Origin of the sequence: Pseudomonas sp. BF-RE-25, from assembly GCF_019956105.1 — a bacterium.
Lineage (GTDB): Bacteria > Pseudomonadota > Gammaproteobacteria > Pseudomonadales > Pseudomonadaceae > Aquipseudomonas > Aquipseudomonas migulae.
In genome coordinates, this window is record NZ_JAHBDB010000019.1 from 43710 (window position 1) to 59023 (window position 15314).

At 59.0% G+C, this 15314-nt stretch carries 14 protein-coding genes; 8 read left to right on the forward strand and 6 right to left on the reverse strand.

What is annotated here, in order from left to right:
- Positions 1-49: 49 nt before the first annotated feature.
- Complete coding sequence (gene grpE, locus KGB24_RS10545) at positions 50-616, reverse strand: nucleotide exchange factor GrpE (protein ID WP_008029789.1); 567 nt, start codon at positions 614-616, stop codon at positions 50-52.
- Positions 617-857: 241 nt separating this feature from the next.
- On the opposite strand from grpE, the gene recN reads away from it, so the two are divergent.
- The gene (recN, locus tag KGB24_RS10550; protein ID WP_007942901.1) at positions 858-2531 is read left to right on the forward strand and encodes a DNA repair protein RecN; all 1674 of its coding nucleotides are present in this window, start codon (positions 858-860) and stop codon (positions 2529-2531) included.
- Positions 2532-2606: 75 nt separating this feature from the next.
- On the opposite strand, the gene fur is transcribed toward recN, so the two are convergent.
- Positions 2607-3011, reverse strand: coding sequence for a ferric iron uptake transcriptional regulator (gene fur / locus KGB24_RS10555; protein WP_003197684.1), 405 nt, complete (start codon positions 3009-3011; stop codon positions 2607-2609).
- A 97-nt stretch (positions 3012-3108) separates the two neighbouring features.
- Here fur and KGB24_RS10560 point away from each other — a divergent pair, with 97 nt between their 5' ends.
- Positions 3109-3636 (forward strand): outer membrane protein assembly factor BamE, encoded by a 528-nt coding sequence (locus KGB24_RS10560; protein ID WP_008029791.1) that lies wholly within the window; start codon positions 3109-3111, stop codon positions 3634-3636.
- A gap of 61 nt (positions 3637-3697) precedes the next feature.
- Here KGB24_RS10560 and KGB24_RS10565 read toward each other — a convergent pair whose 3' ends face one another.
- From KGB24_RS10565 to KGB24_RS10575, 3 genes are read right to left on the reverse strand one after another with little or no spacing between them, the layout of a single operon-like run.
- A complete protein-coding gene (locus tag KGB24_RS10565) occupies positions 3698-4012 on the reverse strand; it encodes an RnfH family protein (protein ID WP_223414121.1) in 315 nt (104 codons plus the stop codon).
- On the reverse strand, positions 4005-4439 hold the full coding sequence (locus KGB24_RS10570; RefSeq protein WP_008029796.1) for a type II toxin-antitoxin system RatA family toxin: 435 nt from the start codon (positions 4437-4439) through the stop codon (positions 4005-4007). Before KGB24_RS10570 ends, KGB24_RS10565 begins: the two co-directional genes overlap by 8 nt.
- Before the next feature lie 7 nt (positions 4440-4446).
- Positions 4447-5850, reverse strand: coding sequence for a sodium-dependent transporter (locus KGB24_RS10575; protein ID WP_008029797.1), 1404 nt, complete (start codon positions 5848-5850; stop codon positions 4447-4449).
- A 118-nt stretch (positions 5851-5968) separates the two neighbouring features.
- Between KGB24_RS10575 and smpB the strand changes: the two genes are divergently transcribed.
- Positions 5969-6451 carry an SsrA-binding protein SmpB gene (smpB, locus tag KGB24_RS10580; RefSeq protein WP_008029800.1) on the forward strand — a complete coding sequence of 161 codons (483 nt, stop codon included), beginning with the start codon at positions 5969-5971 and terminating at the stop codon, positions 6449-6451.
- A 109-nt stretch (positions 6452-6560) separates the two neighbouring features.
- Here the strand turns inward: smpB and KGB24_RS10585 are convergent, their stop codons facing one another.
- Entirely contained in the window at positions 6561-7328 is a 768-nt protein-coding gene (locus KGB24_RS10585; RefSeq protein ID WP_008029801.1) for a GntR family transcriptional regulator, read from the reverse strand.
- Positions 7329-7590: 262 nt separating this feature from the next.
- Between KGB24_RS10585 and KGB24_RS10590 the strand changes: the two genes are divergently transcribed.
- The 5 genes from KGB24_RS10590 (at position 7591) to KGB24_RS10610 (ending at position 15190) form a co-directional block, all read left to right on the forward strand.
- Positions 7591-9285 (forward strand): lactate permease LctP family transporter, encoded by a 1695-nt coding sequence (locus KGB24_RS10590; RefSeq protein WP_223414122.1) that lies wholly within the window; start codon positions 7591-7593, stop codon positions 9283-9285.
- A gap of 151 nt (positions 9286-9436) precedes the next feature.
- Positions 9437-10261 (forward strand): (Fe-S)-binding protein, encoded by an 825-nt coding sequence (locus KGB24_RS10595; protein ID WP_008029806.1) that lies wholly within the window; start codon positions 9437-9439, stop codon positions 10259-10261.
- Complete coding sequence (locus KGB24_RS10600; protein WP_008029808.1) at positions 10258-11712, forward strand: LutB/LldF family L-lactate oxidation iron-sulfur protein; 1455 nt, start codon at positions 10258-10260, stop codon at positions 11710-11712. The genes KGB24_RS10595 and KGB24_RS10600 overlap by 4 nt, the downstream gene beginning before the upstream one ends.
- Positions 11712-12383 (forward strand): lactate utilization protein C, encoded by a 672-nt coding sequence (locus tag KGB24_RS10605; RefSeq protein ID WP_192227685.1) that lies wholly within the window; start codon positions 11712-11714, stop codon positions 12381-12383. Before KGB24_RS10600 ends, KGB24_RS10605 begins: the two co-directional genes overlap by 1 nt.
- Positions 12380-15190, forward strand: coding sequence for an FAD-binding and (Fe-S)-binding domain-containing protein (locus tag KGB24_RS10610; protein WP_223414123.1), 2811 nt, complete (start codon positions 12380-12382; stop codon positions 15188-15190). The genes KGB24_RS10605 and KGB24_RS10610 overlap by 4 nt, the downstream gene beginning before the upstream one ends.
- The last annotated feature ends 124 nt before the right edge of the window (positions 15191-15314 follow it).

A 15314-nucleotide genomic window follows, 5' to 3' on the forward strand; every position in this document is an offset into this window, starting at 1 on the left:
CGGTAGCACTTAAACGCTTGACTTCTAAATGGGGGCCTTGCGGCTAATTTCAAGCCTGCTCGTCAATCGAAGGCGAAACCGGTGCCGGTGCCTTGCTGACCACGACCATGGCCGGGCGCAGCAGACGACCATTGAGCTGATAGCCCTTCTGGAACACCTTGAGCACGCTGTTCGGCTCGACGTCAGCGCTTTCCTGCATGGCCATTGCCTGATGAAGAACGGCGTTGAACGGTTCGCCATGCGGATCGATCGCTTCCAGCTGATAACGCTTCAGGGTGTCCTGGAACATTTTCAGGGTCAGCTCGATGCCTTCGCGCATTGGGCGGATGCTTTCATCGTCCGGGTTGGACAACTCCAGACCACGCTCAAGACTGTCGATGATCGGCAGCAGATCACCGGCAAATTTTTCCAGAGCGAATTTGTGAGCCTTTTCGACATCCTGCTCGGCGCGACGGCGGACGTTCTGCAGATCGGCGGCAACACGCAAAGCCTGATCCTGCGCGCCTGCCAGTTGCTCTTCGAGCACTTGTACACGAGCCGCGAGGTCTTCACCCGAAGCCGCGGAGCCCTGGTTGGCTTCTTGATTTTGCGTATCCACTGTCTGTTCGTCAGCCATAGATTTCTCCTTTCAATATCGTCCGCGAGCTCAACTCGCGCTTCTGCCCAGCTATATGGGGCCGCAAAAATCAGCTTCAAGGGGTTTGTTGTGATTAACCCTACAAAAAACAGCTGCATTGTCATTTCCCGATGCGCTAACGATTTCGTCGGATCAATCAAATCGAGCTAAGCGAGGGCATTGTCAGCCGCAAATAAAACACTGTATAAATAACCAGACCTAAAGCCTGGGAGCGGCCTTAATGCTGGTGCACCTGTCCGTACACAATTACGCCATCGTTGAACATCTCGATCTCGAACTCGATCGCGGGATGAGTGTGATCACAGGGGAAACCGGCGCCGGCAAGTCGATCATGCTCGACGCCCTCGGCCTGACCCTGGGCGATCGCGCCGACAGTGGCGTGGTCCGCCCGGGTGCCGACAAGGCCGACATCCTGGCCACCTTCGACCTGGTCGATATTCCCGAAGCCAGTGCCTGGCTGGCCGAGCGCGACCTTGAAAGCGATGGCCCGTGCATCCTGCGCCGGGTGATCACCGCTGAAGGGCGCTCCCGCGGCTATATCAATGGCACGCCCTGCCCGCTTGGTGATCTCAAGGCCCTGGGCGAGTTGCTGATCGATATCCACAGCCAGCACGAGCACCAATCCCTGCTCAAGACAGATACTCACCGCCGCCTGCTCGACGAATACGCCGGCGCCACCGACCTTGCCCGCCAGGTGCAATTGGCCGCCCAACGCTGGCGCCAGACTCGCCAGGAACTGGAGCGCCTCTCCAACTCCGGCGATGAACAACGCGCCCGCCATCAACTGCTCAGCTATCAACTCGAAGAACTGGAAAACCTCGGCCTCGGTGACAACGAACTGGAGCAGTTGGAGCAGGAACACAAGAACCTGACCAACGCCGAAACCCTGCTGGGCATCTGCCGGCAAGTGGTCGAACAATGCAGCGAAAGTGATTCCGGCAATGTCCTGAACGCCCTGACCGCCAGCCTCAACCGCCTGTCGAGCGTGAACAACTCGATCGGCGCACTGGGTGAAGCCAGCAGTTTGCTGACCAGTGCACAGATCCAGGTTGAAGAGGCCGTGGGCGAACTGAATCGCTTCCTCGATAACTTCGATGCCGATCCGGCGCGCCTGCAGTACCTGGAAGAACGCCTCGATGCGATCTACACCATGGCGCGCAAGCACCGCATCCAGCCGACCGAGGTCGCCGAGATGCAACAGCGCTTGCTGGATGAAATTGAAACCCTGAACGCCAATGATGAATCCATCGAGCGCCTGAGCGATGAACTGGCTTCTTATGCCCGCCACTATCAGGAGAAGGCTCGCGAACTGAGCGATTTGCGCCACCAGGCCTCCAGCAGCCTGGCCAGCGCCGTAGAGCAGGAAATCCAGCGACTGGGCATGCCCGGCGGCCGCTTCACCATCGAGTTGCGCCCCAACAGCAGCGATGAATTGTTGCCTAACGGGCTCGAACAGGTAGAACTGCTGGTCAGCGCCAACCCCGGCCAGCCCTTGAAAGCTTTGGCCAAAGTAGCCTCGGGTGGTGAGCTGTCGCGGATCAGCCTGGCGATTCAGGTGATCACCGCACAGACCTCACGGGTACCCACCCTGGTATTCGACGAAGTAGACGTAGGCATCGGCGGCCCGACGGCCGAGATTGTCGGCCAGCTACTGCGTCGCCTCGGTGAGCGCGGACAGGTGCTGACAGTGACTCACTTGCCGCAAGTGGCGGCGCAAGGGCATCAGCATCTATTTGTGCACAAGGTGCGTGGCGAAGAGGCGACCCACACGGCCGTTTCCAAACTGAGCAAGAATGATCGCGTTGAAGAAGTCGCGCGGATGCTCGGCGGCATCGACCTCACCAAGGAATCCCTGGCGCACGCGAAAAAAATGGTCGTTACCGCAAAGATTTAAGAACGGCAGACAGCACGAAGGCGACCCTGGGGTCGCCTTCGTTCGTTTCGCGAATGTGAAATTCGCGCGACATGCTTACTTTTTCTTGCGCACGTACAGCACCAGATTGTGATCGACCATCTCGAAACCGTACTTGTCGACGATGGCTTTCTGCAGGCGCTCGATTTCTTCGTCGAAGAATTCGATCACTTCGCTGGTTTCGACGTTGACCATATGGTCGTGATGCTTGCCGTCATCCAGCTCGAAGACCGCATGGCCTCCGTCGAAGTTGTGCCGCACCACAAGGCCAGCTGCCTCGAACTGAGTCAGTACACGGTAAACCGTGGCCAGACCGACGTCCTCACCAGCCTCCATCAGCGCCTTGTAAACATCCTCGGCACTCATGTGGCGTTGCTCGGCGGAATCGAGCATTTGCAGAATTTTGACCCGTGGAAGGGTCACTTTGAGACCGGCTTTGCGTAGTTCGCTATTTTCAACCATGGTCAGCTTTCTCGCGATGCTGCTTCGCAGCTTCTCTTAATGCGGGTATGATCGGCGTTTACGTTGTCCCAGCCAAGATAGTGGAAGTCGCCCACCGATGCAAAACACCAAGCTCTTGCTAACCAGTTTCACCTTTGTGGGACTGCTCGCACTCGCCGGTTGTTCATTCCCCGGGGTTTACAAAATCGACATCCAGCAGGGCAATGTCGTCACGCAGGACATGATAAACCAGTTACGCCCGGGAATGACCCGCAAGCAAGTACGGTTTATCATGGGCAACCCTCTGTTGACCGACACGTTCCATGCCGATCGCTGGGATTATCTGTACAGCCTGCAACCCGGTGGCGGTGAACGCCAACAGGAACGCATTAGCGTTATCTTCAACCCAAATGACCAACTTGTCAGCCTCTCTGGTGATTTCATGCCAGGCGTGAGCCGGGACGAAGCCATTCTCGGCAAGGACAGTGGCACTAACGTGACCGCGCCTGTTGAAAACGCCGAGAAGCCGAAACCGGAAAAACCGGTCAAGCCAGGTTCGTTGCTGGATCAGATCCAGAAGGACGTGGACGGCGTAGAAACCGTTCCAGTCCCGACGCCAGAACCGCTGGAAACCTCGCCGCAATAATTTGCGACGCAATAAAAAACCCGGAATGTCCGGGTTTTTTATTGTCTGGCATTTAATCAGGTCACTGATTTCGGGCTTTTGCCTCGGCAGCCTTGGCCGCGCGCAACCGACGAACCTCTTTCGGATCGGCCAGCAAAGGCCGATAGATCTCGATACGATCCCCTGCCCGAACCTGGTGTGTGTCCGGATCGGCGATCACCTTGCCGAATATCCCGACAGGGCATTCGCCCAGATCCAGCTCTGGAAACGCTTCGCCTATTCCCGAATCAAGCAGCGCTGCGCGCACGGTTGTGCCTGCGGGCACCGTCACACAGCGAAGCACCTGACGATCAACAGCGGCATACACCACCTCGATTTCGATCACGGGCTTAACCATGTATCTGTTTGGCGCGCTGGCAGAACGCATCGACCAGCGTATTGGCCGCCTGATTGAACAATGGCCCCAGGGTCGCGCGAACAATCGGCCCGGCGTAATCGAACGACAGGTCCAGGCTGATCTTGCAGGCCTTGTCGGTCAACGCCTTGAACACCCAAATGCCATGCAACTGCGTGAATGGGCCTTCCTCGAGGTTCATCTCGATCGATTGCCCGGGGACCAGAGTGTTACGCGTCACGAAATGCTGACTGAGGCCACCCTTGGCCACGCCAACGCTCGCGCGCATGTACTCGGGAGAGTTTTCCAGGACTTCGGCCGACGAGCACCACGGCAAAAACTCCGGGTAACGTGCCACGTCATTGACCAGGTCATACAGCGCTTGTGCCGGGTACGGCAGCAGAGCCGAACGTTGAATGTGTGTCGTCATGTCAGCGTCACTTCCACAGCTGGGCGGCAAACACTACAAGAATGCCGATGGGCGCCACATAGCGCATCAAAAACAGGGACAGATTGAACAGCATGGGGTTGCGGATCGACAACTCGTCGCGCACCGCTTCACGCCCCATCACCCATCCTGCAAACACCACGAAACACAAACCACCGAGAGGCAACATGATCCGCGAGGTAAAGAAATCGATCACGCCAAAGAAATCCAGACCGCCGGCCGCACCCCATTGATAGAGATGGAACATCCCGCCTTCGTTCACGAAAAACTTGGCTTCCTTCCAGATATTGAAGGAAAACACCGTGCCCAGACCGACGAACCAGCAGGTGAACGCCAGCCAGAAAGTCACCCACGCGCGGCTGACTTTAGTGCGTTCAACCAGGTAAGCCACCATCGGTTCGAGCAATGAAATCGCTGAACTCCAGGCTGCAATCGCGACCAGGACGAAGAACACTACCCCCATCAACTGGCCAAACGCTACGTTGCCAAAGGCAAATGGCAGGCTGACGAACATCAGGCCAGGTCCTTCGCTCGGATTCAGGCCGGCGGCGAACACAATCGGAAACAATGCCAGACCCGCGACCAGCGAAACAAAGGTATCGAGCAGTGCGACACCGACCACTGTGCCGGAGATCGACGAGTGTTTCGGCATGTAGGCGCCATAGATCATGATCGAACCAACGCCCACGCTCAGGGAAAAGAACGCGTGCCCCATGGCCGGCAACAAGCCGTCGAGGACTTTTTCCGGGTGGAAGTCGAACATGAAATGCACGCCCTCCATGAAATGGCCGGTGGTCATGCTGTAACCCAGCAGCACCAGAACCATCACGAAGAGCAACGGCATCATGATGCGCAGGCTGCGCTCAAGGCCGGCGACTACGCCCCTGGCGATGACGACGGCGGACAACAGCATAAAAATCGTATGCCAAAGTGTCAGACGCCATGGATCGGCGATCACCTTGCCAAAGTACGCACCGACCTGATCCGGCGTTACCCCCTGAAAGTCGCCGCGCCCCATGTCGATGATGTAATCCAGCGACCAACCACCGACGACGCTATAGAAAGACAGGATCAGCAACGCCGTGATCATCCCGGCGAATGCGCCCCAGGACCACTTGCCCGAATGCCCCGCCTCCAGCGCCAACACCTTCAAGGCATTGGCCGGACTTTGCCGGGCACGACGACCGATCAGGGTTTCAGCCAGCATGACCGGTACGCCGATCAGTGCGATACAGGCCAGGAACATCAATACAAAGGCACCGCCGCCGTAGACCCCGACCATGTACGGGAACTTCCAGATGCTACCCAGGCCCACGGCCGAACCGGTCGCGGCGAGTATGAAGACCCAGCGGCTAGCCCAACTGCCGTGGACAGAAACCTTGTCTGTCGACATCGTTACCACGTCCAAGCATTGAAAAAAGAGGGCGCATTGTCCGGGATTCAATCAACCTGCTCAAGCACGCAGCATCACCGTAGCCGACTCGCGTGCAACTCCCTATAATGCCGCCCCTATGGCTAAACAGAAGAAACACCCAACAGGGACCATCGCGCAGAATAAAAAGGCGCGACACGATTACTTCATCGAACATCGGTTCGAGGCTGGTCTGGTCCTGGCCGGCTGGGAAGTAAAAAGTCTGCGGGCAAGCAAGCTGCAACTGGTCGACAGTTACGTGCTGCTCAAGGATGGCGAAGCCTGGCTGCTCGGCAGCCACATTACGCCCCTGACGACCGCCAGCACGCACGTCATCGCCGATCCGACGCGCACCCGCAAATTGCTGCTCAACCGCCGCGAGCTGGAAAAGCTGGCCGCCGCCGTGCAGCAAAAGGGTTACGCCTGCGTATGCCTGTCCTGGTACTGGAGCAAGCACATGGTCAAGTGCGAGATCGCTCTGGGCAAGGGCAAGAAGGAATACGACAAGCGTGATACCGAACGCGAACGCGACGCCGGTCGCGAGTTGCAGCGAGCGGTGCGCAACAAGGGCAAGGAAGAGTAATTTTTCGCCTTGAGGCCCTCTTCGCGGGCAAGCCTCGCTCCTACACGTTTCCCTGTAGGAGCGAGGCTTGCCCGCGAATGCAATCGCACGAACGATCAAAACTAACTGACTACATCCCCTTGCGCCGCTCCGCCCGGGCCATGCGCTGCACTTCCTGACGCACCTCTTCCAGCACTTCCTGTACATACAGAATGTGTCGACTGGAAACTTCCCGCGCCTGCTCCGCCCGCCCCTCAATAATCGCCATGTACAACTCCCGATGCTGCGTGATCAGCATGTCGCGGGTTTCCGTGCGCTGTTTGTACATGCCGCCAATGTTGGTCACCACGTTGCGCTTGAGCAGATCGAACAGCCCGCGAATGGTGTGCAGCAACACCGCGTTGTGACTGGCTTCGGCGATTGCCAGGTGAAATTTCGCGTCCGCCGCCCCCTCTTCCGCCCGACTCACTTCATCGTGACGGGTGTAGCAGTCCTGCAATTCATTGAAGGCAGCGGTCAACCGCTCGCGATCGACATCTGTCGCCCGCATTGCTGCGTAATAGGCGCAGGATGCTTCCAGGGTATGGCGAAATTCCAGCAGATCGCGCTGGGCCTCGGGGTTGCTTTCAAGCAGATGAAGCAGCGGATCACTAAAGGTCGTGCCCAGTGATTCCACCACATAGTTGCCGCCACCCTGGCGGCTGACCAGCAAGCCCTTGGCCGCCAGCTTCTGAATCGCTTCGCGCAACGAAGGGCGTGACACGCCGAACTGCTCGGCCAATGCGCGCTCGGCCGGCAAGCGCTCACCTGCCTTCAGCGTGCCCTCGAGGATCATCCCCTCGAGCTGCTCGACAATATCGTCAGACAAACGGCGCTGACGAATTTGATCAAACCCCATAACTCAATTCTCCACGATCCCGACGGCTCGCCGGGCTCTCTATTCTGGCCTATCGGCGCTTTGCCAGCACCTGCCAGACGGCATTTGTACGACCGGCTCAAACAGGCGCCACAGCGCTTGTTCGACAAAAGTTTTAGGGCGGCAAATTGACACGCCGCCTACAAGGCTTTTACCCTAGCGAACAGCGATTGTAAATTGGTATTACCAATTATCCAAGAACGCTGATCAGTGCCTGACCAACAACAATTAGGGGCCACCCCATATGCAAACCTGGCAACAGCTCTATACCCCGCTCGGCAGCCTCGGCTTTTCCGCGCTCGCAGCCGTTATCCCCATCGTGTTTTTCTTCCTGGCGTTGGCCGTGTTCCGACTCAAAGGGCACGTGGCCGGCAGCATCACGCTGGCCTTGTCCATTGCGGTGGCCATCTTCGCGTTCCAGATGCCGGTCAATATGGCATTCGCCGCCGCCGGGTATGGCTTCGCCTACGGCCTGTGGCCGATTGCGTGGATCATCGTCGCCGCCGTGTTCCTCTACAAACTGACGGTCAAGAGTGGTCAGTTCGAGGTGATTCGCAGCTCCGTCCTGTCGATCACCGACGACCAGCGTTTGCAGGTGCTGCTGATCGGCTTCTGCTTCGGTGCATTCCTTGAAGGTGCAGCCGGTTTCGGCGCACCGGTAGCGATTACCGCCGCCCTCCTTGTAGGACTCGGCTTCAACCCGCTGTACGCCGCAGGCTTGTGCCTGATCGCCAACACCGCGCCAGTGGCCTTCGGCGCCTTGGGGATCCCGATCATCGTGGCCGGGCAAGTGACCGGTATCGACGCGTTCAAGATCGGCGCCATGACCGGTCGCCAACTGCCGCTGCTGTCGCTGTTCGTGCCGTTCTGGCTGGTGTTCATGATGGACGGCCTGCGCGGCGTGCGGGAAACCTGGCCAGCAGCACTGGTGGCCGGTTTGAGCTTCGCCATCACCCAATACTTCACGTCGAACTTCATCGGCCCGGAACTGCCGGACATCACCTCGGCCCTGGCCAGCCTGATTTCCCTGACGCTGTTCCTGAAAGTCTGGCAGCCGAAACGCGCCGCAGGCCAACACATCGTCGGTGCCGTTTCGGCCTCCGTTGTGACTGCCAGCGCCGGCGGTTTCGGCCAGCCGCGCACAACCGTGGCCTCGCCTTACAGCCTCGGTGAAATTTTCAAAGCCTGGTCGCCGTTCCTGATCCTCACCGTGCTGGTCACCATCTGGACCCTGAAACCGTTCAAGGCGATGTTCGCCGCTGGCGGCTCGATGTACAGCTGGGTGTTCAACTTCGCCATTCCGCACCTAGACCAAATGGTGATCAAGGTCGCACCAATCGTGACCGCTCCGACCGCCATCCCGGCCGTGTTCAAACTCGATCCGATTTCCGCGACCGGCACGGCGATCTTCTTCTCCGCGCTGATCTCGATGCTGGTATTGAAGACCAACATTAAAACTGGTCTGACCACTTTTAGAGAGACATTCTACGAGCTGCGCTGGCCGATCCTGTCCATCGGCATGGTGCTGGCGTTTGCCTTCGTCACCAACTACTCGGGCATGTCGTCGACCATGGCGCTGGTATTGGCAGGCACCGGCGCGGCGTTCCCGTTCTTCTCGCCGTTCCTCGGCTGGCTGGGCGTGTTCCTGACCGGTTCAGACACCTCGTCCAACGCGCTGTTCAGCTCGTTGCAAGCGACCACCGCGCACCAGATCGGCGTCAACGACACCTTGTTGGTGGCGGCAAACACCAGCGGCGGCGTGACCGGCAAGATGATCTCGCCACAATCGATCGCCGTGGCCTGCGCCGCGACCGGTCTGGTCGGCAAGGAATCGGACCTGTTCCGTTTCACCCTCAAGCACAGCCTGTTCTTCGCAACCATCGTCGGCCTGATCACCTTGGCTCAGGCCTACTGGTTCACCGGCATGCTGGTGCACTAAGTACTACAAGAAAAAACGCAAAAACCGACGCCGGACCACGATTCCGGCGTCAGCTATTCACAACCCGGTCTGTAAGGCTGCTGAAAGAATCTCTCTCTATATTCAGCAGCCTCAGCGGACGGATAACCGGGACCACCCGGAGACACGCCTGATGAGCGAGCTTTTTTACAACGCCGTGCCGAACGCGACCCGCGTCGCCCCGCCACTGCCCGAGCCTCGGCAATATCCCAGCGAAAAACCGGCACGGGTCTACCTGTTCGGGACCTGCGTGGTTGATCTGTTCTACCCGGAAGCCGGGATGGATGCGATTCACCTGCTGGAACGCGAAGGCATTCGTGTCGAGTACCCGCAAGGGCAAAGCTGCTGCGGACAACCGGCCTACACCTCCGGTTACACCGACCAGGCCCGGACCGTGGCGCGCGCGCAACTGGCGCTGTTCGCCGGAGATTATCCGGTGGTGGTGCCGTCGGGATCGTGCGCCGGCATGTTGCGCGAGCACTATGCCGACTTGTTCAAGGACGAGCCGCAAACGTTGAAACAGGTTCAGGCCCTGGCGGCCCGGACGTATGAGTTGGCCGAGTTTCTGTTGTTTGTCTGCAAGGTGCAGCTCAAGGACAGCGGCGAACCGGTCAAAGTGGCATTGCACACATCGTGTTCGGCACGTCGTGAGATGAACACCCACTTGCACGGCCGCGAGTTGTTGGCGCAGTTGGGGAATGTGGAGCGAGTCGACCATAGCCATGAAAGTGAATGCTGTGGCTTCGGTGGGACTTTCAGCGTCCGTATGCCAGACATTTCCGGCGCGATGGTGGCTGACAAGACCCGGGCGTTGAAGGAATCCGGTGCGCACAAGGTACTCAGTGCCGATTGCGGCTGCCTGATGAACATCAACGGCTCGCTGGAGAAACAGAAGGAAGCGTTGCGCGGCCAACACCTGGCCAGTTTCCTTTGGCAGCGCACCGGAGGTGTTCAATGAACGCTTCCGCGATTATTCCTACGGTTGCCGTAGAAGAAGATTTCCGCACCCGTGCGCACAAGGCGTTGGGTGACAAGCAACTGCGAAACAACTTTCGCACTGCGATGGATTCTCTGATGACAAAACGGGCAGCGTCCTTCAGCGATGCCCATGAAAGAGAACATTTGCGAGCGCTGGGCAATGCTGTCCGCGCCCGTGCGTTATCGAAGTTGCCCGACCTGCTCGAGCAACTTGAACAGAACCTGACCCGCAACGGTGTGACAGTGCACTGGGCGGAAACGGTGGACGAAGCTAATGGCATCGTCCTCTCGATCATCCGCGCTCACGAGGGGCGGCAAGTGATCAAGGGCAAATCGATGGTCAGCGAAGAAATGGAGATGAACCATTTCCTCGCTGAACGGGGCATTGAATGCCTGGAATCGGACATGGGCGAGTACATCGTCCAGCTCGACCACGAGAAGCCTTCACACATTATTATGCCGGCGATCCACAAGAATGCCGGTCAGGTCGCGTCCTTGTTCCATGACAAACTTGGCGTGGAATACACCAAGGACGTTGACCAACTCATTCAGATCGGTCGCAAAGTCTTGCGGCAGAAATTCTTCGAAGCGGACATCGGCGTCTCCGGCGTCAACTTCGCCGTGGCCGAAACCGGCACCTTGCTGCTGGTGGAAAACGAAGGCAACGGGCGCATGACCACCACGGTGCCACCGGTACACATCGCCGTTACCGGCATCGAAAAAGTCGTGGAAAACCTGCGTGACGTGGTGCCGCTGGTGTCACTGTTGACCCGCTCGGCCCTCGGCCAGCCGATCACCACCTACGTCAACATGATCTCCGGCCCACGCAAGGCCGATGAACTCGATGGCCCACAGGAAGTGCACCTTGTGCTGCTGGACAACGGTCGCAGCCAAGCCTTTGCCGACAGTGAATTGCGCCAGACCCTGAACTGCATTCGCTGCGGCGCCTGTATGAATCATTGCCCGGTCTACACTCGAATCGGCGGCCACGCCTATGGGGAGGTTTACCCTGGGCCTATCGGAAAAATCATCACGCCGCACATGGTCGGCCTGGCGAATGTCCCGGATCATCCGAGTGCGTCGTCGCTGTGTGGTGCTTGCGGCGAAGTCTGTCCGGTAAAAATCCCTATCCCTTCCCTACTGCGTCGCCTGCGGGAAGAGAACGTCAAAGCCCCGGACAGCCCGCATCAAGTGATGCGCGGCCAGGGCAGCAAGTATTCGCGCAAGGAGCGTTTTATCTGGAATGCCTGGGCGAAACTCAACAGCTCGCCGACGCTGTATCGACTGTTCGGCTTTGTCGCCACGCGTCTGCGTGCCCTCGCACCGAGCAACGTCGGCCCTTGGACGCAAAACCACAGCGCCCCGAAACCGGCTGCCCGCTCACTGCACGACATGGCCCGCGAGCATCTGGCCAAACAGGGAGATCGCTGATGAGCGCCAAGCAAAACATCCTCGCCAAGTTACGGAAAAGTCTGACCGGCACGACGCCCGTGCCTGACGAGTTCGACGTCGAACTGGTGACAGCGCCGTACACCTACGCACCCGAACAACGCATTCCGCAGCTGCGCAAACTGATGGAAGCGGTGCACACGGAAATCCACCTGACGTCCGGCGAAGCCTGGCCTTCGTTGCTTGCTCAGTTGCTGCAGGATCGTCAGCTGCCAAGCCTGTTGATCGCGCCGACGACGCCGCACGGTCAACGTGTCACTCAGCACTGGGCGAAAAATCCCGGCTTGCCGACGCTCAAGGCCTACGAGCGTCCGGTGGAAGAATGGAAAGCCGAACTGTTTAACGACACACCGGCCAGCCTCACCACCACCCTCGGCGCAATCGCCGCGACAGGTAGTCTGATTCTCTGGCCGACGCGGGAAGAACCACGCTTGATGAGCCTGGTGCCACCCGTACATTTCGCCCTGCTCAAGGCCAGTGAAATCCGTGACAACTTCTATCAGGTGCAGCAGGAGTTCAACTGGGCTCACGGCATGCCGACCAACGCGCTGTTAGTGTCCGGCCCGTCGAAAACGGCCGACATCGAACAAGTCCTGGCTTACGGTGCCCACGGCCCGAAAGACCTGGTGGTTTTGATCCTGGAGGACCAATGACTCTACCGGCGACTTTCCTGCGAGATGCGCAGCAACTGATACCTCAAGAACGACGGTTCGACGACCCGCTGTCGACATTGGCGTTCGGCACCGATGCCAGTTTCTACCGGTTGATTCCGCAACTGGTGATCCGCGTCGAGTCTGAAGATGAAGTGGTGGCGCTGCTGAAACTGGCACAACGGGATCAGGTTCCGGTGACCTTCCGCGCCGCCGGCACCAGCCTGTCCGGCCAGGCCATCAGCGATTCGGTGCTGATAGTGCTTGGGGATAACTGGAACGGACGCGAGATCCGCGGCCACGGCACGCAAATCCGTCTGCAGCCGGGCGTCATCGGCGCGCAGGCCAACGCGTGGCTGGCGCCGTTCGGACGCAAGATCGGTCCCGACCCGGCCTCGATCAACGCCTGCAAAATCGGCGGTATCGTCGCCAATAACGCCAGCGGTATGTGCTGCGGCACGGCGCAAAATACCTATCACACGCTGGCCGGTATTCGCCTGGTGCTCGCCGACGGCAGCCGTCTCGACACTGAAGATGCGGCGAGTGTCGCGGCGTTTCGTGAGAGCCACGCAGCGTTGCTTGAACGTTTAGCGACACTGGGCCGCGAGACCCGCGCCAATTCCGAACTGGCTGCAAAAATCCGCCACAAATACCGTCTGAAAAATACCACCGGCCTGTCACTCAACGCCCTGGTGGATTACGACGAGCCTGTGGATATCTTGAGCCACTTGCTGGTGGGTTCCGAAGGCACGCTGGGGTTCATCAGTGCCGTGACCTACGACACGGTGATCGACCACCCGAACAAAGCCTCGGCACTGATCGTGTTCCCGGATGTGGAGACCTGCTGCAACGCCGTCACCGTGCTGAAAAGCCAACCGGTGTCGGCCGTGGAACTGCTCGACCGTCGCAGTCTGCGTTCAGTGCAGAACAAACCCGGCATGCCGGATTTCGTACAGCACCTGTCGAACAATGCCTGCGCGTTGCTGATCGAATCCCGCGCCGCGTCGTCGACTTTGCTGCACGAGCAACTGGCGCAAATCATGGCGTCGCTGACGTCGTTCCCAGTGGAAAAACAGGTCGATTTCACCGAAGACCCCATCGAGAACGCCCGCCTCTGGGCCATTCGCAAGGACACCTTCCCCGCCGTCGGCGCGGTGCGCAAAACCGGCACCACGGTGATCATCGAAGACGTGACCTTCCCGGTGGAACAACTGGCCATCGGCGTGAATCGTCTGATCGAATTGTTCGACAAGCATCACTACGACGAAGCGATCCTTTTCGGACACGCGTTGGAAGGTAATCTGCACTTCGTCTTCACCCAAGGCTTCAACAATCCGGAAGAAGTCGCACGCTATCAAGCGTTCATGGACGACGTGGCGCAGTTGGTCGCGGTGGAATTCGGCGGTTCGCTGAAAGCCGAGCACGGCACCGGTCGCAACATGGCGCCGTTCGTGGAGCTGGAATGGGGCAGCGACGCCTACCAGTTGATGTGGCAGCTCAAACGCCTGCTCGACCCCAACGGCATTCTCAACCCGGACGTGGTGCTCAGCGACGATCCGCAGATTCACCTCAAACATCTGAAGCCGTTGCCGGCCGCCGACGAGATTGTGGATAAGTGCATCGAGTGCGGTTTTTGTGAGCCGGTGTGCCCGTCGAAAGGCCTGACCCTGAGCCCGCGCCAGCGCATCGTGATCTGGCGAGACATTCAGGCAAAAAAACGTGCCGGTGTGGACACCACGGAACTCGAAGCCGCTTACGAATACCAGGGCATCGACACCTGCGCCGCCACCGGGTTGTGCGCACAGCGTTGCCCTGTAGGAATCAACACCGGCGAGCTGGTGAAAAAGCTTCGCAGCCGTAAGGCGACGCATACAAAAACTGCCAATTGGCTGGAAGGCAATTTCGCCACCGCGCTGCAAGGCGCCCGTTTCACCCTGCATGTGGCCAATGGCGCGCGGATGCTGCTGGGGGCGCCACGTCTGGCGAAGCTTTCGGCAACGCTGACGAAGTTGTCCAAAGGCCAGGTCCCACAATGGACCAACGCCATGCCGCAGCCAGAAAAAGCCATTCGCTTCAGCCCGATCGTGTCGGACGAGCGCCCTCGCGTGGTGTACCTGGCGGCTTGTGTCTCGCGGGTCATGGGGCCTGCGGCCGGTGATAAAGAGCAAATGTCGCTGTACGACAAAACCCGTGGTCTGCTGGAAAAAGCCGGTTACCAGGTAGTCTTTCCGGACAATCAGGACAATCTCTGCTGCGGCCAGCCGTTTGCCTCCAAGGGCTACGCCGAACAGGCCGAACACAAGCGCCAGGAACTGATTGGCGCGTTACTGCACGCCAGCCGTGGCGGGCTCGATCCGATCTACTGCGACACCAGCCCCTGCACCTTGCGACTGGTTCAGGACCTGGGAGATGTTCGACTGGACCTGTACGACCCGGTGCGTTTCATCCGTACGCATTTGATGGATCGTCTCGACTTCACGCCGCAGGAAGCGCCCATCGCCGTGCATGTCACGTGCAGCACTCAGCACCTAGGAGAAAGCCAGGCGCTGATTGATCTGGCGCGCAAGTGCAGCAAAAACGTGGTCATCCCCGAAGGTATTCACTGCTGTGGATTTGCCGGCGACAAGGGCTTCACCACGCCGGAGCTGAACGCCCATTCGCTGCGTACGCTCAAGGACGCGGTGCAACAGTGCAGCGAGGGGATTTCGACCAGCCGCACCTGTGAGATCGGTCTGACGCAACATGGCGGAATTGACTACCACGGGCTGGTCTATCTGGTGGATCGGGTCACACAGCCGAGGGGCATCTGAAGAAAAATAGAACCCTGACAAATCGTCGTAGTCCACTGGTTAAGCCCGGACATTGCCGGGCCTTACCCAACCTCGGCAGCCCGTTCTGATGGCCCGGAAACACCTGAGCCCTCAGTTCAAGGAG